The organism is Flagellimonas maritima, from assembly GCF_003269425.1.
Classification (GTDB): domain Bacteria; phylum Bacteroidota; class Bacteroidia; order Flavobacteriales; family Flavobacteriaceae; genus Flagellimonas; species Flagellimonas maritima.
This window is the reverse complement of record NZ_CP030104.1, coordinates 261,141-287,026: the sequence shown is the minus strand read 5'-3', so window position 1 is coordinate 287,026 and position 25,886 is coordinate 261,141. Positions and strand designations below refer to the sequence as shown.

23 protein-coding genes are annotated in these 25,886 nt (G+C 37.8%); 16 read left to right on the top strand and 7 right to left on the bottom strand.

Translation table 11 applies throughout. The annotated features are described in order from the left end of the window. Nucleotide 1: 1 nt before the first annotated feature. The 3 genes from HME9304_RS01250 (at nt 2) to HME9304_RS01240 (ending at nt 3,540) form a co-directional block, all read left to right on the top strand. Complete coding sequence (locus HME9304_RS01250; protein ID WP_112376863.1) at nt 2–1,144, top strand: type II secretion system F family protein; 1,143 nt, start codon at nt 2–4, stop codon at nt 1,142–1,144. Nucleotides 1,145–1,711: 567 nt separating this feature from the next. Then, nucleotides 1,712–2,806 (top strand): endonuclease/exonuclease/phosphatase family protein, encoded by a 1,095-nt coding sequence (locus HME9304_RS01245; protein WP_112376862.1) that lies wholly within the window; start codon nt 1,712–1,714, stop codon nt 2,804–2,806. Nucleotides 2,807–2,919: 113 nt separating this feature from the next. Continuing rightward, nucleotides 2,920–3,540 carry a LysE family transporter gene (locus HME9304_RS01240; RefSeq protein WP_112376861.1) on the top strand — a complete coding sequence of 207 codons (621 nt, stop codon included), beginning with the start codon at nt 2,920–2,922 and terminating at the stop codon, nt 3,538–3,540. 250 nt (nt 3,541–3,790) lie between these two features. Here the strand turns inward: HME9304_RS01240 and HME9304_RS01235 are convergent, their stop codons facing one another. Beyond that, on the bottom strand, nt 3,791–4,231 hold the full coding sequence (locus HME9304_RS01235; protein ID WP_112376860.1) for a hypothetical protein: 441 nt from the start codon (nt 4,229–4,231) through the stop codon (nt 3,791–3,793). Nucleotides 4,232–4,548: 317 nt separating this feature from the next. Beyond that, complete coding sequence (locus HME9304_RS16855) at nt 4,549–4,710, bottom strand: AraC family transcriptional regulator (protein WP_164674704.1); 162 nt, start codon at nt 4,708–4,710, stop codon at nt 4,549–4,551. A gap of 242 nt (nt 4,711–4,952) precedes the next feature. Between HME9304_RS16855 and HME9304_RS01230 the strand changes: the two genes are divergently transcribed. The 4 genes from HME9304_RS01230 (at nt 4,953) to HME9304_RS01215 (ending at nt 8,105) form a co-directional block, all read left to right on the top strand. Continuing rightward, entirely contained in the window at nt 4,953–5,699 is a 747-nt protein-coding gene (locus HME9304_RS01230; protein WP_112376859.1) for a DUF3891 family protein, read from the top strand. Between the two features lie 431 nt (nt 5,700–6,130). Then, nucleotides 6,131–6,901, top strand: coding sequence for a guanitoxin biosynthesis heme-dependent pre-guanitoxin N-hydroxylase GntA (gene gntA / locus HME9304_RS01225; RefSeq protein ID WP_112376858.1), 771 nt, complete (start codon nt 6,131–6,133; stop codon nt 6,899–6,901). Between the two features lie 11 nt (nt 6,902–6,912). Then, nucleotides 6,913–7,497 (top strand): DUF1989 domain-containing protein, encoded by a 585-nt coding sequence (locus HME9304_RS01220; protein WP_112376857.1) that lies wholly within the window; start codon nt 6,913–6,915, stop codon nt 7,495–7,497. Between the two features lie 347 nt (nt 7,498–7,844). After that, nucleotides 7,845–8,105: a DUF3253 domain-containing protein gene (locus tag HME9304_RS01215; RefSeq protein WP_112376856.1), complete on the top strand. Its 261-nt coding sequence runs from the start codon at nt 7,845–7,847 to the stop codon at nt 8,103–8,105. 253 nt (nt 8,106–8,358) lie between these two features. Here the strand turns inward: HME9304_RS01215 and HME9304_RS01210 are convergent, their stop codons facing one another. Further along, on the bottom strand, nt 8,359–9,126 hold the full coding sequence (locus HME9304_RS01210) for an alpha/beta fold hydrolase (protein ID WP_112376855.1): 768 nt from the start codon (nt 9,124–9,126) through the stop codon (nt 8,359–8,361). Between the two features lie 555 nt (nt 9,127–9,681). On the opposite strand from HME9304_RS01210, the gene HME9304_RS01205 reads away from it, so the two are divergent. Continuing rightward, nucleotides 9,682–11,145, top strand: coding sequence for a cryptochrome/deoxyribodipyrimidine photo-lyase family protein (locus tag HME9304_RS01205; RefSeq protein WP_239023366.1), 1,464 nt, complete (start codon nt 9,682–9,684; stop codon nt 11,143–11,145). 2 nt (nt 11,146–11,147) lie between these two features. Next, nucleotides 11,148–12,551 (top strand): DASH family cryptochrome, encoded by a 1,404-nt coding sequence (locus HME9304_RS01200; protein ID WP_112376854.1) that lies wholly within the window; start codon nt 11,148–11,150, stop codon nt 12,549–12,551. 349 nt (nt 12,552–12,900) lie between these two features. On the opposite strand, the gene HME9304_RS01195 is transcribed toward HME9304_RS01200, so the two are convergent. Genes HME9304_RS01195 through HME9304_RS01185 form a run of 3 tightly spaced genes read right to left on the bottom strand, consistent with a single transcriptional unit; the run spans nt 12,901 to nt 16,643 of the window. Continuing rightward, complete coding sequence (locus HME9304_RS01195; protein ID WP_112376853.1) at nt 12,901–14,694, bottom strand: FAD/NAD(P)-binding protein; 1,794 nt, start codon at nt 14,692–14,694, stop codon at nt 12,901–12,903. A 41-nt stretch (nt 14,695–14,735) separates the two neighbouring features. After that, entirely contained in the window at nt 14,736–15,545 is an 810-nt protein-coding gene (locus HME9304_RS01190) for an MOSC domain-containing protein (RefSeq protein WP_112376852.1), read from the bottom strand. A gap of 54 nt (nt 15,546–15,599) precedes the next feature. Further along, a complete protein-coding gene (locus HME9304_RS01185; protein ID WP_112376851.1) occupies nt 15,600–16,643 on the bottom strand; it encodes a helix-turn-helix domain-containing protein in 1,044 nt (347 codons plus the stop codon). 201 nt (nt 16,644–16,844) lie between these two features. Between HME9304_RS01185 and HME9304_RS01180 the strand changes: the two genes are divergently transcribed. From HME9304_RS01180 to HME9304_RS01150, 7 genes are all read left to right on the top strand, one after another. Then, nucleotides 16,845–18,302: a glycosyltransferase family 2 protein gene (locus HME9304_RS01180; RefSeq protein ID WP_112376850.1), complete on the top strand. Its 1,458-nt coding sequence runs from the start codon at nt 16,845–16,847 to the stop codon at nt 18,300–18,302. Then, complete coding sequence (locus HME9304_RS01175; protein WP_112376849.1) at nt 18,299–19,387, top strand: glycosyltransferase; 1,089 nt, start codon at nt 18,299–18,301, stop codon at nt 19,385–19,387. Before HME9304_RS01180 ends, HME9304_RS01175 begins: the two co-directional genes overlap by 4 nt. Continuing rightward, entirely contained in the window at nt 19,384–20,478 is a 1,095-nt protein-coding gene (locus HME9304_RS01170) for a hypothetical protein (protein ID WP_112376848.1), read from the top strand. Before HME9304_RS01175 ends, HME9304_RS01170 begins: the two co-directional genes overlap by 4 nt. Beyond that, the gene (locus tag HME9304_RS01165) at nt 20,475–21,353 is read left to right on the top strand and encodes a glycosyltransferase family 2 protein (RefSeq protein ID WP_112376847.1); all 879 of its coding nucleotides are present in this window, start codon (nt 20,475–20,477) and stop codon (nt 21,351–21,353) included. Before HME9304_RS01170 ends, HME9304_RS01165 begins: the two co-directional genes overlap by 4 nt. Nucleotides 21,354–21,414: 61 nt before the next feature. Then, nucleotides 21,415–23,103, top strand: a complete 1,689-nt coding sequence (locus HME9304_RS01160; protein WP_112376846.1) for a hypothetical protein — start codon at nt 21,415–21,417, stop codon at nt 23,101–23,103. Between the two features lie 113 nt (nt 23,104–23,216). Continuing rightward, nucleotides 23,217–24,497, top strand: a complete 1,281-nt coding sequence (locus HME9304_RS01155; RefSeq protein WP_239023365.1) for a hypothetical protein — start codon at nt 23,217–23,219, stop codon at nt 24,495–24,497. A gap of 52 nt (nt 24,498–24,549) precedes the next feature. After that, complete coding sequence (locus tag HME9304_RS01150; protein ID WP_112376845.1) at nt 24,550–25,092, top strand: hypothetical protein; 543 nt, start codon at nt 24,550–24,552, stop codon at nt 25,090–25,092. 209 nt (nt 25,093–25,301) lie between these two features. Here HME9304_RS01150 and HME9304_RS01145 read toward each other — a convergent pair whose 3' ends face one another. Then, the gene (locus tag HME9304_RS01145; RefSeq protein ID WP_112376844.1) at nt 25,302–25,754 is read right to left on the bottom strand and encodes a ferritin-like domain-containing protein; all 453 of its coding nucleotides are present in this window, start codon (nt 25,752–25,754) and stop codon (nt 25,302–25,304) included. Nucleotides 25,755–25,886 lie beyond the last annotated feature (132 nt).

The following is a 25,886-nucleotide window of genomic DNA, read 5'->3' as shown; positions in this document are numbered from 1 at the left end:
TATGGGATTTAAACTGGAGAACACAAATATCGACGCTTTAGTCAAGCCAGATGATTTAAAAATAAAAAAGAGGACCTCTATTTTAGAACGTGAACTGGTTTTCTTCGGGAAATCGTTTTCAAATAAAAAAAAGGAAGATTTTTACACAGAATTGAGCGTGCTCTTAAAGGCTGGCATCACGCTTAAAGAATCCTTAAAGCTGATTGAAGAAGGACAAAAAAAAGAACAGCAAAAGAGCTTGTTCAAAGATTTGGGGGATAGCTTACTTTCGGGGAATAGTTTCTCCGACGCCATAAAAAGTAGAAGTGAATTCTCGGAATATGAGTACTATTCTCTTAAGATAGGTGAGGAGTCTGGAACGCTTACCATAATTACAAACGAACTAGGGTTATTTTTTTCCAAGAAGAACGAGCAGCAAAGAAGTTTGGTAAATGCGTTGACCTACCCTGCAATAATATTGATTACTGCCGTTTTGGTAGTCATATTCATGTTACGATTGGTAGTGCCGATGTTTCAGGATATATTTGAACAGAACAATGTAGACCTTCCGTGGATTACAAAGTTTATCGTTGCAATATCGGATTTTATCAAAGACTATGGATGGTGGATGGTTCTCATCATCATAAGCGTTTTGCTTCTTCGAAAAGTACTTTTTGGGAGTGATTGGTTTAAAAGAAAGATAGACTATATTTTGATTAAAATTCCTTATTTGGGAAATTTTCTTAAAGCGGTATACTTGGCTCAATTTACACGGGCAATCAGTCTGTTGACTGCTTCCAAGGTTCCAGTTTTGAACAGTATAGAGCTTGCCGGGAAAATGATAAGCTTTTACCCACTACAGGATGCTCTTGAAGTAGTGAAATCTAAAATCTTACAAGGTGAAAGCCTGAGCAATAGTTTAAAAGGAAACAAGGTTTTTAGCAAAAAAATGATTTCCATGGTAAAAGTTGCTGAGGAAACCAATCAAACAGAGTTTATGTTCGAACGTTTGAACCAGCAGTATAGCATTGAAGTACAACAAAAATCCAAACTGTTGAGCACGCTGTTGGAGCCTATGATAATTTTGGTTGTAGGAATTTGTGTTGGAGTTATTTTGGTTGCAATGTACTTACCCATGTTTAAACTGGGCAGTGTGCTTGGATAGTTTTTTATGGAGCTGATTTTATTTTTGTAAAAAAAGCATTTAAATGTAAAGTGAAAATCGTATTTTTAGTATTGCAAGACGACATTTTATTTGCATCAATTTGTATCATTTTGAACTGAGTTTAGTTTTCGGTTAATCATTCAAAAAAGAATCTGTAAAAATCTGATAGTTAACACGTTGCGATGATATAATTAGTCCTGTCATCCCGACGAACTGCCATTCTGGCAATATCAAAACCCTGCTAATCGTATGATTATCAGGGTTTTTGATTTTGTAGGGGATTGTATGAATACATCTGAAATCATCTAAAATATGTCCTATACGGGAACAGTCTAGTATTGTATTTGTTGTAACTTTAAGTTGCATTTAGGGCTATTTAAGTTGTCTTTGCAAATAATGTTTGTTTAATTTGAAAGATGTGTATCATTATCAATAAAAGCACTTTAGAAATATACTTTTATTTGAGACATTTCCTGTAATTCTGAGAACCTCACGATTTAAGCCCCAATCATTTATATGTAATAGGAATTAGATTCCGATATTCGCATTACTAAATGTTATAACCAAATGTTAGACCAATCCGTTCGCTTCCCAAAGCTAAAGTTCTTAGTAACTCTCCTAGGGGCGGTAGTTATCATTTTGACCTTTATACCCTACATATCAACTGAACATTGGTCGATTAGGGTATTTGATTTTCCACATCTACAATTGACCATATTCACTGCATTAATATTATTGGCCCTTGTTTTTTTATTTAATAAGCGTCGTGTAAAAGATTATATATTAACGATCGCGCTGCTGGCTTGTTTAATATATCAAGGAACTAAAATCCTGCCATATACAGTCCTTGGAAAGGTCGAGGTTGACAATGCTTCAGCGAAAACAAAAGAAACATTAAGCATCTATACCGCCAATGTTCTTCAGGACAATAGAGATGTCAAAAGCTTGATTAAAGACACAAAAAAGTTTAATGCCGATGTAGTTTTATATACTGAGACAAACTCCAAATGGACGGAATCTTTGAACGAATATTTGAATAAAGAATATCGGTATACAGTACAAGTGCCCCAAGAGAATACTTATGGTATGCTTCTTTATTCAAAATTTGAATTGGAACAATCGACTATTGAATATCTTGTAGAGGACACCATACCTTCTATCCATACTAGATTAATTTTACCATCCGATAAAACAATTCAGTTATATGCGATTCATCCTGCACCGCCTACGCCCATCCATAATCCATCATCCCTAGATCGCGACGCCGAGCTAATGAAAGTCGGTCGCTTGTCAAAGAATTCCGAATTTCCGGTTATAGTAATGGGGGATTTTAATGATGTTGCTTGGTCAGAAACTACGTCCTTGTTCCAATCATACAGTGGGCTTTTAGATTTGCGAAAAGGGAGGGGGCTTTTCAATACCTATAATGCCAAATACTGGTTCATGCGATGGCCATTGGACCATGTATTCGTTTCACCCGACTTTCGGGTTTTGGAGGTAGATCTTGGTAGTAACATTGGCTCAGATCATTTTCCTTTTTTTACAAAACTTTCGCTAGAATCTAGTACGGCATCAAAACAGCGGTTGCCATCACCATCAAAAGAAGTTATTGACGATGCAACTGAACAGATAAGGGAAGAGAAAGAGGAAGAAGGCTCTTGAAACTAACTCTACAATAGTTCAAACCGCGTAAAAAATCCATTCGAACAAAAAATAAATGAAATGTGGCAGTACGGTCTTGCCTTAAGTTGTTTATTTATATCAACAAATAGAGCATGACTTTTTTAACCTGTTTAATTTTAGGATTTGCCATTGCTGCCTCGGGAAGCATTGTACCAAGTTTCTTGAATCTGACCGTGGTAAAGTTTAGTTTAAAAAGTGGAAGAAAATCAGCACTTTATCTTATCGGCGGCTTTGCGACCGTATTGTTTTTTCAAGCCAATATTGGAGCTTATTTATCAAGTATCCTTATGAAAAATTCGGAGTATATTACCAGTATTCAGAAGGTAGGTATTGGTATTCTAATAATTTTGTCTATTAATTTTTTCAGGATGCACTTTAAAAAACAGAAGCCGAAAAGAAAAACAGAAATCCAAAAGTCCAAGGCCTATTTCCATGGAATAGGAATGTCCCTTTTAAATACATTTGCCATCCCGTTCTATTTTACTTCCATTTCGTTTTTAATAGGATTGGGATATTTTGAATATTCTCCTATGAATAGTCTGTATTTTTCAATTGGATCAACCCTTGGTTCATTTTGTTTATATACGCTTTATGCAACTGTAGCTAGCAAAATTGAACATAGACTTTCTTTTTTGGCAGTACGGATAAATTTTATTCTAGGTTGTTTAACAGGTATTGTGGGATTAGGCAATTTGTTCTACTTGCTTTATTAGTTGTCCTAAAATTTGGAATATTCCCTTACGTTTTAAGGACATAATTTTCATATGGGTGAAAATTTTTAAAAGCAAAATATCATGCTAAAGTAATCTGGCAACACTTTAGAAGCTTTTTGTATGTGCCGGTCCCTTTGTTTATAAATAAGGCCTGTAAAAATTAAAAAGGGTGCGGGGTAAGGATAGAACGGTCAATGGATAAAGAGAAGTTTACAGAATGGGTGGCTCAACGTAGTACCCCAAGTTTGTCCTAAGAATCGATTAAGAATTGTTCTAACATCGTACGCTGTAGCTGGGCAGTATTTTCCAATAAATTTACGGAACTACTGTCCATAGTATTGGAATCGATAAGGTCATTGCAATAACCGATTATTTTTCTTGAACAAAAAATAACCTTGTTCAGAATGCTCCGTTCTGTCAACATGTTTTCTTCATTCTCAATACTGAACCAGTAATCCTTGACAGGACGGTATTTTGTACTGTTCAGAACCTGTCGATATCCGTTTTTTTGAAATATTCGCTCAGTTATACGACAACTTTTTTTATTTTCTGTTAGTAATATTTCAATACGCTCTAGACCAAGAACTTTCACTAACAAGGATTGGTTTTCTTCGATACTTTCAACGAATCCGTGCAATTGTTCCCTTAAATGGTATATCTGTAGAAGTACGTCCTGTTCATGATACGTCATAGCAATATTTTAGTGCAATATACTCAGAGAGCAGATTGTAGGATATTTCAATCACTCAAATTGTTGATTCAAACAGATTATTATAATCTACTTAAGTAGCCTTAAGTTTAAAATTCCATATGGAAAGTCCATTGATCATGATTTTTGACAAATTGAATGAACTAGGATGCCGAATTTCCCTTATTTATAATTCTCGTTTTTAATCCCAATGGCGTCGTGCCATAGCATAATTTAAATATCATAGAGAAATAACTTTTGGAATGTAGACCTAGTTCATAGGTAATTTGCGATATAGATAAGTCAATGTATTTTATAAACTATATTGCCTTTTCGACCTTTTCTATCTGGATGAAATCGGAAACGCTTATACCATATACAGTCCTGAACCCATTTTGCAATGTACTGGAACTGATGCCTTGGCTACCTGCCAATTTTTTTACCACTACCTTTTTCCTAACATTTTTTATAAACGGATACATTCTTTATACTTCCTAAATGTTTATTCCTGGAATGTTATAAGATATTATGTTCCCCATGTTCTCCATATCTGTCTCTTCTGGCGTGCATACATAAAAATGGTATTACGTGAAAGATAGTTCGGCTGCAATTTAAATTGTTTATCCAATCCAAAAATCTTTGATTGAAACCGTTTTTATTTCTTTGGGGCTAGTAATTTATTTTAAGCCTGGCTACATTGTGATGAAGTTTCAATAAATAAAGCATGATCGTAAAGCACCATAGTGAAGGTTGGGAGATTATATCCCATTATGCACACGGACTCCTAGCAGGAAAGATCGCTTCGCAATTATCCAAGGACCTAATGCCGGAGCATTGGGTCGACGTATTGACCGCTATCGTTGAACATGACGATCATCTTTTAAATTTCGAGGAACAGGATTACCTAACCAAAAATGGAACTCCAAAAGATTTTACGATGGAGTCCAACAAGAACAGAGAGGCTTTGGAACACGCACAAAGGGTCTACGCCAATGCTATGCAAAAATCTCAATTGGTTGCCCTACTGGTAGGAAGACATTTAGAGTTTCTGAACGAAGATCTCGCGGAAGATTTTAAGCCCATGGAGCAATTTTTGGAAGATATCGATGCACTTAGGGCACAACAGCGAAAATTGTACGGTCTATTGAAAAAGGACGAAGATAACCTCTACGACATTATGCTCTTCTCCGATCGTTGCTCGCTAATACTTTGCCAAGACAAAATTCCCGAGGTAGGGAGAAAGTTGGAAATCAACAATACCATTCGAAACAAAACTTATTTTATTCATCGGGATAATACAGAAAAGATAACCGTCGAGCCTTGGCCGTTCGAAAATGACAAGATCAAACTGGATTTTGAGTATAGGATAATTCCCCAAGCAACGTTCAAAAACAATCAAGAACTTAAAAAACTATTGGACGACGTTGAAATTGGGCTACACCTTAAGATTCTGAAAAAAACGAACGGCTGACAGCAAATATTCCAATATTTAACCGATACCTTCTTTATGCAATCCACTAAACTATATGCTCTAAGAATATATAAAGCTATCAATGCCAATGTTAGAGATGTTTAAATTATTCATTTGCCTTACGGAAGAATGACTAAAATGAGTTAAAATCCATTTCCTTATTCGCGTTTACTATAATACTTTGCAATTAGCCTTAGAGAATTTTATGTATAAAATTCAATTAACCAGGTTAGCGCTATTTCAAGTGCGGAGAGCCCATCTCAGGATAAGCTATAGGTAACACTATTGCAGTAACTTATAACAGTATTCCGCCACAGTTAAAAATGATTTCTTTAGCATCAAATTAGTGCCGTGCCTAAGCCTAAATTTCATAAAGATTGGATGGCCACTTTTAAAATTTGGTTATTCTGCAATGCTATACAAAAATTCTTATGAACGATAAATTAGCTAACAATATTAATGACGTTGCAACTATTGATCGTATTTTGGAGGAGGATAGATATCACGCCTACTTGCTTCATGATGACTTGAAATCAAAGAAATACAAGAAGTTTTGGAATTGTCATCTAAGGTTTCGGAATTTTATTTTGCAGGAAGGCTATCCATGTATAGGCGCGCAAACGGCAATGAACGCAAAATCTTATGCTATGGGGATCTTTGATACTATGGGCGCGACCCAAACGGTCGAGGATTTAGCGATCGGCCTTAATAAATACATCGAGGAAATGAGCGAAAGACCCAGTGATTTTTTTACCTATATCGCTATATTCAAGGAACAGCCCTTGCAAACTGAGATGGAGTTTGAAAAGAGCCTGTGGGAAATTCTTGGAAAACTAAACGTTGAGGACAGTAAAAATCACGATTGGTCTCCAGAGGTCGATGATGACCCATCAAGCCCGAATTTTTCTTTTTCATTTGCGAACAAGGCGTTTTATATTGTTGGGATGCACCCGCACAGTTCAAGAACATCAAGACGTATCGGTATGACCGCAATGGCATTCAACCTCCATAGTCAGTTTGAAAATCTTCGAAAAAAGGGAAGGTATCAACGTATCAAGAATGTCATCAGAAATAATGAACTTTCTTTTAGCGGTAGTATCAATCCGATGCTGAATGATTTTGGGGAAGGGTTGGAGGCCCCCCAATATTCTGGAAGGAAAGTAGACCAGAATTGGAAATGTCCTTTTTTAAACCATAAATAAACAATAGAATAATGGAAGTCTGTACTATTGAACCAAAGTCGGGTACCGCTCTTCAGCTAAACAAGGGCCAGAGCCTGAAGGTTATCTGTCCACACGGAGAACAGGTCGCCGATATGACCGCTTACAATGCCACTGACTTTAAAGAATGCTTAAGCAATGGGAAGACTTTTGACTATGAAGAGACCCTGCGTTTGACGGTCGGCAATATGTTGTTCAGCAACTTGAGCAACCCAATGTTGGATATCATTGAAGATACCTGCGGCATTCATGACTTTCTTTTGGCACCATGCTGTGAGAACACCATGAAACACTTCTACAATATTGTACAGGACCATCCAAGCTGTCTTGATAACCTATACATTGCACTCAAGAAATATGAGGTCGAAAAATGGGCAATACCCACAGCATTCAATATCTTTATGAACGTAGAACTTGATAATGACCGTTCAATCAAAGTAAGACCTCCCAAAGCCAAGGCTGGAGATTATATTATTTTCAAGGCAAAAATGGATTTAATTATAGGTCTTACGGCCTGTTCGGCAAAGGATTCCAATGGAAATTCTTTTAAGGCTATTGAATATCAAATTCTTGACTAGGGGTAATTTTTTAGGTTATAATACCGCAATTTCTTTTGAGAGCGTAATATTTGATTATTTATCACAATCGCCAAATTTAAATGTTTATGAAAAAAATTGTTCGAGCCTTGCTGGCAGGATGGGGCGCAAAAAAAATAGGTGGAGGTCGATGTGGTTGTATCGGCACCATCATAGTTTTTATTATCCTTTACTGGTTGCTGGGTTACGTTTTCCAAGTATTCTAGTAAAATTCCAGATCGCCAAGGGTGGCGCTTGTTCAAAATAACAATTCAATCGGTGATGGACAATGACTCCGTATTCAGTAGATTATATTCCCCGGTCGTTTTCCTAACCTAGTAATCCCAGCCATGGAAAGTGACTTTGATCGAGTTAAAAACCAACACTTGGCCTATGCGGAGGCAAGGGGACATAATGCAACATATTGTCCTTCCGAAGTGGCAATAAGCTGCTTTCCTATGAATTGGAGGGAAAAAATGGAATTTGTTCGTGAGGTTGCGGACGAACTTGTTCTAGAGGGGCTCATCGTAGTCAAACAGAAAGGTAAAATCATTACCATAATGGCTAGTGACGCTAGAGGCCCGATAAGACTCCAAAAAAAGATGGAATAGCTTTAAATCCAATATTCCTCAAGGGTGAGTCATCCAACTATGGTTCTTAAATTTGCGTACTAATCTTTCAAATTCATTTATAATAACCTTGCTGATTCAATACATTTATTGAGAACCATTTCACGCAGTAAATTGAATTCTGTTCAGCAGATTTTAGCACACTCATTTATAATAAAAATGCTCAATTCTTTAGAAGCGAAATTTACAGATGAATTTAAATTTCGTTTATCATTTAATAAATTTATAAACCTGACTATCCAAGTAGAATTTTATTGAGTCTCTTTGCCAATTTTCTGGGAGTTTCCAGCGGGATTAAATGACCGCACCTTCCAAAAACCGTGATTGTTGGTAAGGATAGGTATGGGAGCACATCTTTTCTTATGCTTTCCATGGTTATAACGGGGTCTTTCTTTGCACAGATCACGTAGGTGGGCATATCCAATCCTTGTATTCTATCAGATATATCCTCCTGTCTCCCTTCGTTCCACCACCATTGCCAAGTACCTTTTTTAATGGCCAGCCTTTCGTTAACAGCTTGCTCAAGAAATTTCTTCCTTAACCTCTTTGAGCTCATTTGTCTGATTGCTGAAATAGCCTCGGCCTTATCTGGATGTCCCGATATATGTTTTCTTTCCTCCTCGGATATTTTTTCACCAATTGGAAGAGAGGGTGCTATCAAAATGAGTTTTTTTGGTCTATTTTCAATATTTATCTGAGCCGCATAACATGCTATTTTAGCTCCCATAGAATGTCCGCAGAGCGTGTAATCGCCAAAACCAAGTGAATCCACCAGTTCATTAACATATTTTGCATAGCCATAAATGGATGGATCATCCATTGGCGGATGCAGGCCAAAGCCTGGCAGCGTTACCGAAAGTGCTGTGATTTTCTTCGATAGTTTGCGCAAAGAACGTTTCCAGCTATCGGAAGAACCCCCAAAATAATGAATGAGCACTAATTTGATGGGGCCGTTCCCAAGAAGTTCATAACTATATTTTTCGGTTTGCTGTATTGCTTCCATATCTCTATAAAGTAAAACCGCAATTTAAGAACCATCAAAAGTTATTCTTAACATAAATAAATAAACAATTGATACATTAAAGAAAATTCTCTGTCAGGGAATGGGTCAATTATGGATTTCATAATTTATTTGGTAATCTTTTGATTAGAGCAGGAAGTACATACACCAATACTAATAGTAGCACCTTCATTAAATTTCTATTTTCAGATGGCAATGGTTTATCCTATGTTAATTCAAGCGTTGTTGATTATTGCTTTTTCTAATTTGAACAGTAAGGGAGTTGCACGTTAATAATTGGTTTGGCATAAAACCCACCATGAAATAATCAAACCTATAGCACTTCGAACAAAACCAAACTTCATAGGACCAAAAAACAAAAATACATTAAGTGAAGGTGCATCTATAGCTGTAGTAATCCGTCCTTAACTTCCAAAACACTTAAAAATTTTCTTTTAAAATCAATCTTTTGTGCTATACTGTCAATTTCCCGTATTGTATTGTTTTACCTTGTTGTTTTAGTTGGTTGGGGATGATTTACCTTATAAAATTTTGACAATGCACCCAAATGAAATCATAGATGTATTTTGGTTCAAGCGCGATTTGCGTTTGGTGGACAACGATGCACTGAATGAGGCAATAACTTCAAAAAACAAGCTTCTTCCGGTCTATCTATACGAACCATCCATTTGGCAGGATGCACATTATGACGAGAGACATTATCGATTCATATTTGAAAGTATTCAGGATCTTGATAATGATTTATTGTACGAAACAAAAATACTTGCCGTACAATCTGAAGTAATACCCTTTTTTAAAACTTTGTCGGACTTATATCAAATCGAAAATATTTTCAGTACCGAAGAAACAGGTTTGGATATAACGTATAGACGGGATATTGAATTTCAAGATTTTTGTTTTACCAACGGGATACGATGGTCGCAGTTTCAGAACAATGGGGTAGTACGGGGACTTACTGATCGGAGTTCTTGGCGAAAAGATTGGTACAATTACATGAATTTACCTCAAAAAGATTTTGAAACAAAGCATACAAACTTTATTGGCCATAAGACAATCAGCGATTTGTACGTTCGGTTTGACGCGTTACAGGAACCTTCTAAGCGCAGTAAGTTCCAAAAAGGAGGCCGAAAGGAAGCTTTACGATGGCAAAGCTCATTTTTTGAGGAAAGGATTGCATTTTATAGTGATTACATTTCCAAGCCTGAATTATCACGTTACGGATGCAGTAGACTCTCACCATACTTTGCTTGGGGAAATTTATCAATCCGTGAGGTCTATCAAAAAGCCGTAGAGCTCAAGAAAATCTCTTCCTATAAAAAACAGTTGAACGCTTTCATGTCAAGGTTGCGATGGCAGAGCCATTTTATTCAAAAGTTTGAGATGGAGCCGCGTATAGAATTCGAGGCCTTTAATAAAGCCTTCTTATCCTTGGAACAACCCATCAATGATTCTTATATAAATGCATGGACAGAAGGTGGCACAGGATACCCCTTGGTCGATGCTGCTATTCGTTGTGTGGTTCAGACGGGTTATATCAATTTTCGTATGCGCGCCATGATAGTTTCTTTTCTGACACATCATCTATTCCAACACTTTACAACTGTGGGCCCTTGGTTGGCCAGACAGTTCTTGGATTTTGAGCCCGGCATTCATTATGGGCAAATGCAAATGCAGGCAGGTTTTACTGGAATAAACACCGTGAGGGTTTACAACCCTACAAAAAATGCCATGGACCATGATAGCGATGCGATTTTTATAAAAAAGTATGTTCCTGAACTGTCAGGCCTTCCTACAGGATTGGCCATAGAACCTTGGAAGGTTACAGCCATGGACTCAGAAATGTACGGCTTCAATTATGGGGTGGATTATCCAGAGCGCATTGTGAATATCTCTGATACAAGAAGAATGGCACTTCAAAAGCTATACGGACAACGCAAGAGCGAATTTGCCCAATTGGAACGGCAACGAATATTGGAAACGCACACAATACCCAGAAATTGATTATGGGAAATATACTGCTATGGTTTAAAAACGATTTACGGCTCCACGACAATGAAAGTTTGGTAGAAGCCGTTAATAGTGGAAAAAAAATTCTTCCTGTTTACATTTTTACGCCATCACTTTATCAGGAACTGTCTATCGGCTTTAAGAAAACGGACTTTTTACGTTTTGAATTTTCCAAACAATGTGTACTTGATTTACGTAGGAACCTAAGGAATATTGGGGGAAATCTTATGATTTTGGTCGGAGAGCCACAATCCTTATTGCCCGATCTAGTGAGAGAACATGATTGTGATACGATAATCGCTGAACAGGAATTCGCAACAGAAGAATTAAATCAAATTGCAGCAATTGATAAAGCATTGCCAAAGAATTGTTGTTTTAAATTTTATTGGGGAAGAACACTGTACCATATTGATGATATCCCCTATAAAATCAAAGAGATTCCATTGACTTCAAAAGCGTATCGAATTAATACTTCAAAAAAATCTACGGTAAGGGAACCTCTCAAAATACCGGAGCGATGCAATTTTTTAGATATTCCTGATGAATCATGGGGTAATGTTCCAGATACCGATTCCTTGAATTTTAACCAAAAGCCGGATATGGATACACCCTATGTTAAAGGTGGTGAAACAAAGGCTTTGGAACGCCTTGAACATTATCTTTTTGAAACAGAACAGTTGAGTTCATATCGTTGGACAAGAAATCGTTCACTTGGCATGGATTACAGCTCCAAGTTCTCACCATATCTAGCATTGGGTTGTCTATCGCCCAGAACCATCTACAAAGCGGTGAAACGCTACGAAAAAACCGTAAAAAAGAATCAGAGTACTTGGTGGATGGTCTTTGAACTGGTTTGGCGCGATTACTTTACGTTTAAATTAATGCGTTTTCAGAACAAGGTATATAAAACCGAAGGCTTTACCAATAAAACCATGGAATTTACAAACAATCAAAATCTTTTTGATAGATGGTGTGCAGGGACTACAGGTATTCCATTTGTAGATGCCCATATGCGACAATTGAACAAGACAGGGTTTATGAGCAACCGTGGCAGGGTAAATTGCGCAAGTTTTTTGGTACATGATTATATGGTGGACTGGACTTGGGGCGCTTCATATTTCGAATCCAAACTTATTGATTACGATGTTGCTTCAAACTGGATGAATTGGCACGTACAGGCATATCAAATCTGGTATACCAATCCAGTCAACCAAGCACTGAAATATCGTGCACAGGAATTTATCAGAAAATGGATTCCGGAATTGGGCAGCTTGGATGATAGAAATATTCTAATCCCATGGGAAACTGAAGTGAAGAATTATCCGAAACCGGACAAGGTTTTTAAAAAGTGGACAAGGGCCATCAATAAAATAAAAGCTTTGGAGGTAGATAATTCCTAATCGGGTTATTACTGAACCCTTTTGAGCTATACTTTAGCTCAATCAACCCATATCTTTATATCCCTCACTTTTAATGGAACAGTGAATAATTCTAATTCTTTTTGAAAAGACCAACTTTATTATTAATATCCACTTAACTAATAAGAACCATGCCCATCAGGAAATACTTGCTTTACAAACTTGCCACAAGAAACAAAAAAATGGGACTATTATATTTAGGATATAAAGCGGCAAAATATGGCTTGGGAATATATCGCAAAAGGCGTAGGAAGAAAAAATTTTAATCTGTGTTTTCAAAACCTGATATAACGCCTAGAAATCATTTAATTTTATGCCTACGGATAAATCTTTAAGACGATAGCATACTGTTTTTTTCCTTGGATTGTTGTGATGATAATCTTTTCAAAACACCTTTAGCCCATAGTTCTGACCTTTCGTTAAAACATTCAAGAATGGCATCAACCCCAATTAGGGTTCCTTTTGCTATACGACCCAATACGGCCAATGGAACCACCTCATTGTGGTCTTCTACAACCACTCTTCCATCTTTGTAGGTTTCTATTCCAAGTTCTGAGTGAACAGGATGTACTATAGATTGGCTTAATAAGTGGCGAACGACGGGGGAGTTTATTTTTAACAGTTTAGGGGCGTCAAGAACAGAATTTATCATCAATTTCGCCTGTATGGATTTTTCATTTTTTTCCAATCTCCATCCTTTGCTAGTGGTGACAACATTGGGATTGTTAACGTAATCCAAGCTTATTAATCCAGCTTCCAGTAGAGCGATAAGTTGTTGCAGACTGGCCACAGGGGGCCCATAGGAATATCGTTTGAGCCGTTCATCCAATTGTACTATTTCTGAGATTACCTCATCAGGAAGTTTAGAAAAGGACAGTGCTTTGTACATTGTTGGCTGGCTATGTCTCCACACATGTCCGATACAAAAATCCAGACTTACACTAGACTCATCGGTAGCCATTCCAACAAATGCCCTAAGGGTATTTTCAGCGGGTTGGCCTTTGGGAACAATTAGGTCATGTTCAAACTCCTCGTCCAATAACCAAGAAGATATCACGTTTCCAAGAGTATCATCATCCAAATTGTGATTATACGCTCTGGAACCCAAATCATTATAGAGGCGTATAATTATCGGTACAATGGCATTCACCACAAACGTAATATCTTTTGTGGCTCCACTTTGCGCAATTGCTTCAAGATGATTTTCAAAATCTTCTTTTTCGGCTTTTGTAGGCATAAATCGTTTATCAATATCCAGATTGACCAGTTTTGGTGCCATGGGAAGTCCATCCAATGAAAATGGAACCATTAATTTAGGTTCGTTGCCACTTTTTATATAGCGTAATTGCTGCGTAGATTCATCCAATGTCTCAAATCTTCCTCCCATTTTTATCGTGAGCGCCCTCATGACATCTATCATGGCAAGACCAAAACCCCTTATCGCCACATTGGTATCTTGTTGTAACACTTTGGAAGAAAGAATACTGCTTATGGGATAAGGCTGTGTTATAAGGTGTACCGAGTCATTTTGATCATCAAACTCAGACCACTTTAAAATTTGCTCAGAATGCTCGGTAGGTTGATGTCCTATCGTAAGAACAACTTCATTTGAATGATATATAGCACCACCATCAGTTCCAATATTAAAAGCATCTTGCTCCCAATCTACTTGCTTCACGCTTTCTCCAATTACGTGAAACCAATCACATTGTTTCAAAACTTTAGCTATAGTATCATATCGTTCATTTAGGTATTTCCCGAGCGTGGAACGCGGTACAAATTTGTCTGGAGTTTTTCCAGCATCACTTTTTTTGTCATAGCTGGCCCAATCTTGATAGGACTTAAAAGCTGGTATGGTCAAACCTCTCAAATGGATTTCGTTTCGTGAAGGAATGGTGAGACCCCTATTCGAGATATTCAACCAGTTGGTATCGGGTTGTTCTAAATCATATACAAAACCTGCTCCTAAATAAGTTCTGGATTCGAAAAGCAAAATATTGAGTGGTATAGAAGTATCATTTTTTGAATATTGGTCAAGAATACTTTCAAGCGCTGAGAGACCTCGTGGGCCTCCACCAATTATGGCTAGCGAATATCGCTTTTGGTTTGAATCAGTAAGGTTCATTTATAGATATGTGATTGCAAATTCTCAATTTTCTTTGAAAATTATTGATTTGATGTAGTGATCTGAACTGTATCTCCGACTTTAATTAGTCCTTCATTTAACGGAACCAAATAAATACCAAAGGTCAATCCCTCATTTCTTTTTTTGCGAAAACCTGCAAGCGTAGCAAGTGGTTCCATTGCATCATCCTTAACAGACGTGATGGGATCTATCGTTGTAAATATACAGCGCTCACACTTTTGCTGAACCCGAAATTCGCTGTTACCTATCCGAACCGTTTCCCAATGATCTTCTTCAAATGGTTTACCCCCGCTAATAATTAAGTTAGGTCTAAACCGCATAGGATTAATGTCATGGTTCAATTCCGTGCCCAGAGACGCTACAGACTCTTTTAGAATGACATGAATTGGAGAGGCGTCGGCATAGGCCATTCGCTCATTGTTTGTTCCTCCACGTTTTGGGGTTATTGGCCGATAATGCTCTTTTATATATACCAAGCGTAAATTCATCCCCAACACGTCACTTATCCAATCTGACGCTTTTTTGTCAAACAACAGTCCTTGAACTTTGTTCCTGAACAGCTTAAATTCGATCAGACGCTGTTCATCACTCGGCAAATCAATTATGAGCGGATTGTTTTCTTCAATTGAAAGGTGTAAAGAGTTTCCGTTGATTTTTGCAGATATCAGTGTAAGGCGTTGACACTCGCGACCGGTCAATGTTTGGTTTCTCTCGTTGATGGCAACAATGCTCCTATCAAAAGGGATTCCCGTGGGAAGTACTCGGGTAGGTGATACTTCTTGTGCTGTACAGGATTTTAAGGGATAAATATAAATATCACTTAGTTTCATATGTTAAACTTAAATCTTTTAAAATACTATGTATTTACAGAACATTGGGATTATTTACAGTTTATTTTTTAGATCGATTTTCCTCATGGCAATCTTATTTCGGTACTCGGAAGGCAAAAGGCCATATTCGACTTTGAAAATTTTAGAAAAATAACTTTTACTTTTATAGCCGATCATTGAGGATATACTGGACAATGTATAATCAGTGTTCTTTAAAAGATGGCGCGCCATCAATAAACGTTGTTCCCTTATGTAACTGTTCACCGATTTTCCCAATAACTCCCTAAATCCCTGTTGCAATTTTTTTTCGTTCAGCCCTACTTGCACTGCAATGGATTCAATGGTGGGCAGATCATCGATTTGGTTGGTAATGATATCGATTGCCCTCAACAACTGTTTCAATTCTGATTGCCTAAGTAAAGTCTTGTTCCCTTCTTTTCTGAGATCATCTTGGAATTGTACAATTTGGAGCGTTAAGATTTTATACGCCAGTCCTTCCAGGTACAGTCTTTTAATGAAATTGTCATTGTCAAATTCGCTCCACTCCTTAAAATGCCCTGCTAATTCCAAACTATAGAATCCGTCATGATAAAAGGTATTTTTTGCCAAAATATCGTTCAAAAGCCCGTTCCAGGGTTTGCCCAGACTTTTTAGTTCACAACTCACCTTACTTTGAAATTTTCTTCTATCCAATTCCAGACTGTTCAACAGTGTACGTTCATTTTTCTTAAACTGTATAACATGGCCGTTATGTTCCGAACTGGCCACTATGGCATTCTTTAACTGTGGGATATTGTGCCAAATGGATTCGTTCATAAATTGGTGCGCAATACAACCTTCTTGACAGAACAGAAATTTTAGGGGGTGAACCTTATCAACGGAAAACTTGATTTCGGTATCCTCAAAAAACACGCAGTCATATTGGATAAGCCCCAATCCTTCATTAAAATCTATCCCGTTTACTTTTCCTTTTCCTATTTTTTCGGGAAGCAGGACCTCATAAATGGAACAGTTCTCGGTGTACGGAACGTCCCATTCACGGGCTATATCTGTGATAACATCTTTAATGGGCAAAGAGCTGACCTGTACGGTTTTCATCTTGGAACTTTTTAGTCTAATTTACAATAAATCATGTAGTTGGTAAATTATTTAAAATACCAAAGCTCTCTATATAAAAGGCGCATCCATAACACTATAAGAGAATATTTTAACTCGATTCAGTAATCTGTTATAGTTATACTCAAAAGTGTTGATCATTCTTTACTTCGGTAAGTAATTTTAGCTAAAATTGAATTTGCTATGACCATCCTCAAGAGCCCTATATGGAAATCCGTAGGTACTGTTTTACTATTAATGACATTATGTCTTTGGTTTCTTCCCGCCATGGCCTTGATAATAGGTTACGTTTCAATTATTTTGATCCTACTGGTAGAGGTGAGCACATTCCTACTGGGAATCCATAGGAATACCAAAGTTTCCGAAACAACGATACCGGGAAACCCAAAAATTTCTGTCCATCTCGCCATTTATAATGAACCACCCTCTATGGTCATTGCCACCATTGAAGCCATACTAGATCAAAATTATCCCTTTTTTGAACTTATTATAATCGATAACAACACCAAAGCTGAACGCTTATGGAAGCCCGTTCAACAATTTTGCTCAAAATATGAAAAAATTCGATTTTATCATTTGAACAATTGGCCAAACTATAAATCCGGTGCACTAAATTTTGCGCGTAGAATTACGGATTCAGAATCTAAATACATTTTCGTTGTAGATGCAGATTATATTTTGAAAAGAGATGCGCTGTTAACTGCCATATCCAAAATAGGCAATCCTGATCTGGCCTTGATCCAGTTTCCACAATCGTATAAAAGAACGTCCGAAAGGCACATCCCATTGTTGGAAGAATTCAACTACTTTTTTAAGTATTACTGTCTTAGTGCAAACAATTGTCTTGGTGTGCTAGCAACAGGGACGTTGAGTTTGATAAGGATTGAATCTTTAGACAGTGTTGGTGGGTGGCCGACAAATTCAATAACCGAAGATGCAGAATTGGGCATAAGGTTCCAGACCTCTGGATATGATATAAAATATGTGGATGAAATAATAGGGCAGGGAATAGCACCGATCGGGCAAAATGAATTTGTAAAGCAGCGTAAAAGATGGATTTATGGGAATGCACAGACATTGTCCCATTACCTAAAATTTATGCCTAAAAACTTTGGAAAATGGCATTCCGGATTTTCCCAATTGACCGCCTGGATCAATTTTCTTGGTATCCCGTTTCTATGTATCATAGCATGTTTACTGATATTCCCTCTGGTACCATTGGCTGTTTTGGAAAAGGTAGTGACTTTGTCCTCAATAGCTTTTTGGATCTATATCATATCAAAATTGATACGCTTAATTTTAATGTATCCACGTAGACCTTGGTTGGCCATAAAGATACTTTTGGTACAATTTGCATGCTTGAACATAGGTATGTTCCATTGGTGGCCTGCGATGATGGGCCATGAAAAACCCTTTGAAAAAACAGAGAAGTTTGAAGTAACATCACCTTACAAAGTTCAACTCCTATATCCTTTGATTTTTATGCTCACCACCCTTATGGGACTGTATTTATCAAACATTTTTATTTCGGTAAGTTCATTTTTGTTGTTCATATTACTTATCGGCGCAACAGTTTTTGATTGCTATTCTAGACAGACCGATTTGGATTACACGGACAAACAACTCAAGTTCACTTTATGAGAATAGCAGTTATAGCACATTCGCTCTATCCTATACGCGAACCTTTTGCCGGGGGACTGGAAATGATAACCCATTCTCTGTGCAGCACCCTGCAAAGCAATGGGCACATCGTACATTTATATGCGCACAAGGATTCTGATGATAGGTTTGAAGTAAGGCCATTAAGCTCTAACGGTTTATTTCCAAGAAGCATCTTATTGGACATCGAAGCACAGAATCTTGGTGTAGATGGGGAATCCTTGTCCTATATTTCCGCAATAAATACCATTTCTGCAGAAAACTATGACATAGTCCATAATCATTCACTGCACCATATCCCTATTCTTATGGGTAATCTAATGGATGCACCTGTAATTACAACAATACATACTCCACCATTTACGCTATTAAAAATTGGGGCCTATGGTACAAAAGGGAACAATAGGCAAATTTTCACTATGGTGAGCAGAAGTCTTCATGAGACATGGAAGTCGATAATACCCAATGCTGAGATAATATACAACGGTATCGATTTAAACAAGTGGAGCTTCAACGAATTTCCAAAAGGTGATTATCTGTTTTGGTATGGCAGAATATGTCCAGAGAAAGGTACGGTAGAGGCAATCGAAGCCGCAATTAAATCCAACTGCAAGCTTATATTGGCAGGTCCTATCAATAACAAGGAATATTTTGAAGATAGTGTCGAATCGTTATTGGAAAACCAGAATATATCCTATGTAGGTCATTTGTCCCAAATGGAAGTAGGAGAATATTTAAGTAATGCCCAACTCATGCTTTTTACCAGTCTATGGGAAGAACCCTATGGTTTGACCTTGGCTGAATCCTTGGGGTGCGGTACGCCCGTTGTTGCTTTTGAGGGAGGCGCCACGCAAGAAATATTAACACATGAAACAGGGGTCGTAGTCCCAAAACACAGTATTTATGGTTTGGTGAAGGCAATCCACAAGGCCAGAAACCTATCAAGAAGAAAATGTAGGGAACGTGCTGTAGCCTTTTGCTCGAGCGATTCCATGATCAGAGGATACACCAACCTCTACGAAAGTCTGCTGACGCCAAAAGAATCAAAAATAAAGTTGGTATCATGATAGGTTACTACGCACACGGTCAAGGTTCCGGGCATTGCAATTATGCACAGCTATTGGCGGACTTCTTACAAGAAAAATTGGTGGTCTTTACGGACAGTCTGTTTAAATTTAAAGAGGATGTCCAAGTGGTCAAGCTTTCTGATGAGCATATAGATGGAACGGAGTTCAATAGAAAACTGTATAGGGAACCTCAATCCCTCCACTATGCACCGATAAATTTGAGAAAGATTACGTCCAGAAACTCTTTGCTGCTTCAATCTGTCCTGAACTTTGATGTTAAACTATTAATTGTAGACGTAAGTGTGGAAATTGCAATGTTGGCCAGGGTCAGCTCAATTCCTTATGCTTACGTCCGCTTAATGGGCGAGCGTTCAGACTTTGCACATACCGGTGCATATCAGGGAGCGGTTTTTCTAATGGCCTATTTTCCAAAGGAAATGGAAATGGAGGACACCCCGGAATGGGTTATTAAAAAAACTATTTATTTGGGTTTTATCTCCAAATATCTTTTTAAAGGACAAAGCACACCAAAACCCCAGGTCTATAACAACAATAAGAAAATACATATTCTGCATCTGCTGGGTTTTGGTGGTACTGAAGCAATAAAATATAACTTGGACCCGTCCAAGTTCAACCTTGTTAGTGTTGGTCCGGGTAGAACGCACAACCATGAACCCTATGTCACTCATATGGGCGTGGTCGATTGTACTCGGGCCTTTATCGAACATGCGGACATTATCATAGCGGCCTGTGGTTCCAATACCACATCAGAGATATTGAACTTGGGCAAGACCTTTATAGCCATTGAAGAAAAAAGGCATTTTGATGAACACGGAAAAATGGCAGAGGCATTATATTCAAATCGATGGGCCTTGCCCTTACGTTTTTTTAAATCGCTTCCAACGGCCATTAAGGCTTTTGAGTCCATGGCCCAAGTTCCTTCCATACCCAATGGAAAAAAAGAATTGATCAAGTTCATCATTTATCTGTGCGCAAACATGAACCATATTGATAGGCTTCGCTTTGCATATCCTGACCGTGGAGTAGCCAATATAATGACAGGCATAAAAAATAATAGTATTTCGGCATGAAAAAACAATCCCCGACATTTATAGATTGCACCGTTGTCCTAACACATTATAACCGTCAAAAAAATTTAGAAAATACCTTGGAGGGGCTCAATATGCAATCTTCCTTGCCCAAAAAAGTGGTTGTGGTCAATTTCGGAACGGAGCCTGAATTGAGTGTGGATTATAGGTTCGAGCTTTCGATCATACCTTTTAGGAATGAATGGCAATTTCTTCCCGTAGCGGCGGCTAGAAACCTTGGCGTTGAACATGCCGATACCGAGCATCTTGTTTTTTTGGACGTGGATTGCATTCCTTCAAGAAATTTCTGTGGAACCATAGTGGGGAATGTACGGAACAACGGAGGGTTGGTTATGGGAACACCCAGGTATATGTTGGTCAAAAAGCAACAATGCCATAATCTGGAACAACTCGAAAATTTAAGTACACCGCACCCCGCCCGACCTATCGTATCCAATATTCAAAGAGAAAATTGCTATGAATTGTTCTGGAGCCTATGTTTCTGTATCAATATCAATGACTTTAAGAGGATAGGCGGATTTGACGAAAATTATGTTGGGTACGGCGTAGAAGATACTGATTTTGGACTAAAATCAAAACAGCTTGGCGTACCGTTCTACCTTTCCCCGGCAGAAGTCTACCACCAGCAGCATCCATTGTTTATACCGCCCCTGAACCATATTGAATCCATCATAGGCAATTGCAACCATTTCCATTCAAAATGGGGCTATTGGCCCATGAGCGATTGTCTAGAAGATTTTAAGTATATGGGTTTGATCGAGTGGAATTTTTCAAGAAATCGCCCAATATCTCTTTTGCGACTGCCCGATCAACATATTATAGATAAACATTTGGTGCAGAACGCCCCCTATCGCTAATATATAAATCCGAATCGACAAAACATTATAACATAGAAATCTAATCATATAAAAAAATGTAATGGAAACACTAAGCATTATTACAAATTTCATGGTTGTGACCTTAGCTTATCTCCAAACACCGATAACAGCGGATGGATTTGTCCTTGACCCAAATTTCTTGGTAACCATTCTCGCCGGTACTGTGCTCGCGCTTGCTTTTCAATTTATCCTTACCGCTATTTCCGTTGCTGGTGGAGTAAGCGCCATAGGAAATATAAAGTCCAATTACGCCAAGTCACAGGCAGAACCTAAAGATTCTGATCTAGAAGATAATTATACTTTTGATCAGGATAATGATGTGGATACCGCAATGGGAGTAAAGATTACCACTGTTTTTGGAATCTGGAGCGTTGTTACCAGTTGCTTGGCACTTTTTGGTGCTACCGCCTTGGCGCTGAATCTGAATATCGTAGAGTCCGAATCCGTGAACATTACTACAGCCTTGGTCATTTGGGCCCTGTTTTTTTTGATTCTTTTCTATTTGGAGGCAAAAATTGCAAGAACGCTTATTGGAAACCTGATTTCCGTCGCTACGTCCAGCCTACGGAGTTCAGCTAATTTAGTGGGGTCTTTTTTCGCACCTTCTCCGGAATCCAAGGTCGAGAACGTTATAGGCAATACAATTGACAAGGTTCGAAAGGAATTTGACTCTGGATTCGATACCGATAAAATATCCAAGGTATTGGACAATTTTTTAAACCGCGTGGACAACAAAATTCCTGACTATGAAAATCTAAAGAATGATTTGGAAGGAATTGCAAAGAAATCCCGAAATAAGAATACTGCCGGTAAATGGTTGGCAATACAACAGGTATTGACCAAGATGATTTCCGAGAACGAAAGTAGCGATGACCCAGAACGCCACGGCAAGGCGAAGCGTTTAAAGGATTTAATGGATACCGTGGTTTCAAAATATGAAGAATCACCGGGGAAGGTTGGTAGTGTTAAGAATATTATAGAGGAATTTACACCTTTGGAACGTCAAGAGATTGACGAAAAGATACAACAGGTCAAAGAATTTATTGCATCCTCAAATCCCAACGATCTTTCAATTGAGAACATACAGAAAAAATTTAGGGAGATTTTAGAAAATCCAAATGTAGTGACATCAATGGTATCCAACAATTTCACGGAAATGAACCGTGAAAATATAATAGCTGCCCTGGATAAAAATACCGGCCTAGAAAAAGAAAATCTTGAGAACTACGCAGATCGGATCTATGGTGCCGTTCAAAGTATCAATAAAGAATTTGACAAACAAAATGAGGATAGGCTTATAAAAAGAATCGAAAAACGGGTAGCCAACTTCTTTAATGCTACAGATAGGCAAGAACTTGATTATTCGTTATTGAAAAATGATGTAAAACGAATTATGGACAACCCATCGGATAGTCTGGACATCATCAAAAATCGATTATCAACCTTTGATACGAATACTATTCGAGCACTGATAACCAACAATCCGTACGTAAAGGAGGAACAGATCGATACTATCCTGGATTCCATTGAAGGCGTAAAGAAAGAGGTCTTGGATAAAGTGGACCAAATACGGACTACTGCTGCACAACAGATTCAAATCGCAAAGCGAAAAGCAATCATTAAAGCAGAACATACCCGTGCCACGGCGGCGTCTGCAGCATGGTGGCTTGTGCTCACTACAATCCTATCCGGGGTTGCGGCATTGGTCGGATGCATAGTTACAATGTAGAGAATTTCACCTATACAAGAACGGTGTAGTTGGATTTTACGTTTTTATAAAGTTTAATTTAAAAAGGAATCGTAATACTGACTATCTTACTACGGTCTTAATAAAAGAGTACGATGAAATATATAAAGGTTTCTGTAATAATCATCGTCTTTGTCCTATTTGGGTTTATCGTACTGACCTATATATCTGTGTCAAGTACATCTAATACGTTCAAAACCTGTGAGATCCTTGAAGAATCCATTCTATCGGACATCGATTTTAAAAATCATGACTCGGTGCTAGTATCGGCGAGTACTCTATATGACAGTAACTCCATTAAAAGAATAATGCAGGGCCAACAGTATAGAAATGCCTGGAGGACCCCAGTTAAATTTCCAATAATTTATTTGGATACCCTTTTTGGCGGTTCCAAGGTAATCGAAGAGGGTGGGGGAAAGCAAACACATTCCCTAAAAATAAAGGATACGTCTGGGTTGATTTATTCATTACGGAGTATCAATAAGGACCCTCAAAAGCTAATTCCCGAATCTTTCAGAAATCTAGGTCTGGAAAATATTATTGTAGATGGTATTTCTGCCCAGCACCCTTACGCGGCACCAGTTGTCTCAAAATTGGCAGTCGCGGTAAATGTTCTACATACAAATCCAAAAATCTGTTTTCTTCCGAAGCAGAAAACTTTGGGGAATTTTAATGACAAATATGGAAATAGAATATTTCTTTTGGAGCACGAAACCGAGGGAGGAACAAATTGGACCTCATTTGAGAATGTCATTGGGATTATGGATACCGATGATTTACAGGTGCTAAAGAAGAACTTTGGAAAAAGATTGCGAATCAATGAAAGTGCTTTGGTGCGCACAAGACTCTTCGACATTTTAATAGGTGATTGGGATCGACACGCCAAACAATGGGGATGGATAGTGAGAAGTGAAAATGAGGATTATATTGCAGAGCCTTTACCCGGCGATAGGGACAATGCTTTTTTCAAAATAGAAGGGATAATCCCAACAATATTGTCCAATAAGAGAATTCTTCCAGGGTTGCAGTCCTTCGAAAAGAATATAGATAACCTAGAGGGATTGGTTATGCCGTTTGATATATATTTTTTAAAAAACGTTGAGCAGGATGTATTTGAGCGGCAGGCGGTATATCTTCAAAAATATATGACCGATAGCGCTATCCACGAAGCGTTCGATATTTGGCCAAAATCAATCAGAATGAACGATGGTCCTGAAATCATATCCGCAATAAAAGAGCGAAGGAGCAATTTAGTGGAGATTGCATTTGCATATTTCGATATTTTAAAGAAAAAAGCGGTGCTGTCAGAACCTTTGAAGGGTTCAGAAGAAACCGATTTAAGCGAAAACCTTTTAAAATGTTTTGATTGCGACTAGTTTATTCTATCCTCCTCATTAACTTATATATTAAACTATAAATAGTATGACTATGAATTTATCTCGATATACAAAACGCGCCATAACGGGGGGAGTAGTTGCCCTTATAGTAATAGGAATAGGCATGTATTTGCTTGGCAACTTGAGTGGCTACGAAGCGAAGGAATTGATAAAATCAAGCATATCCGGTCTCAATACGCTCTGCAATACCATAGTGTTGGCTTCTGCAACAATTTTGGCATTAATGCTTACACTATTGGGGGTAAGCGCGGGTACGTCATCAAAACTGAAAGATGATCATTATCATCACGTAATGGAAATCGCAAAGGTCGATACCGTAATATTTATTGCTTCACTACTATTCTTCCTATTGTTCAATCTTCCCGTTGCTGAAAGCGATAATATTCCGGAAAACTGGTTTTCCACTATCTATTATATTTCGTTGGGCGTTAGTACTATTTTGAGTTCGGCATTGATCGTAGTTGTACTCATGCTCTACAACACAATCGTAAATATTATCAAGATAGTTGGATTGGGAATTAAAGATCATCCACTATCGGTTGAAGAAAAGAATAGCGAAACCGACGATAAATGATGGATTGAAATTTGTGACGTTTGATGAATACCTAAAAATTGTTGGTAAGCTATTCTAAAGATTTTGGTGTATTATTTAAAAAAAAACAAAAAGGCTGTCCAAAAAGTATACAATTATTAAATTCGTCACGTTGGGACTGTTAGCAGATAGCCTCAATGCGATTTGATAATTACTTTTTGGACAGCCCCATTTTGAGGATAGCCAAAATTCTATCTATAATCTTCCAAGATGTCAGAAGTTTCCAAATCATTTTGGATGGAGTCCCTTTGTTCTCTTAAAATTCCTTTTACCGACATGGGAACATGGGATTCTGCCAATACTTTGTTGTACTCTTCAACTGCTGCTTTATCTCCCCTTACAGCCTCTTCCAACATAGCTTCATCATTATCAGTAGAAAAGAAAGCCTTTATATCCATCCAAGTTCTATGCATTGCGCCGGTAGTACTTCCCGTGATATCTGTATCACCCAAATTCAATTCTGAAGCAGAGTTTCTAAGTTGTGTTAAAAAAGTTCTCCGGTTCTGTGCACGTTGTGAAAAAAAACTTTGTATTGCGACTTCCTTTGCATTTTCTGCCGCCTTTTCAAAACCTTTGATAGCGTCTTCGTTCTTTTCAATAATATTGCTCAATTTTGATTCAATTTCTTTTACTTGTTCGTTCATACATTAAATTTTAGCGGTAACGTTAACAATGTCTACCGTTTGACATTCAGATAATGAATATAATATGATGGATTCTTTATCATTGACCCATAAACTAAAGGTTTTGACGCCATTGAGATTACCAATAATTCG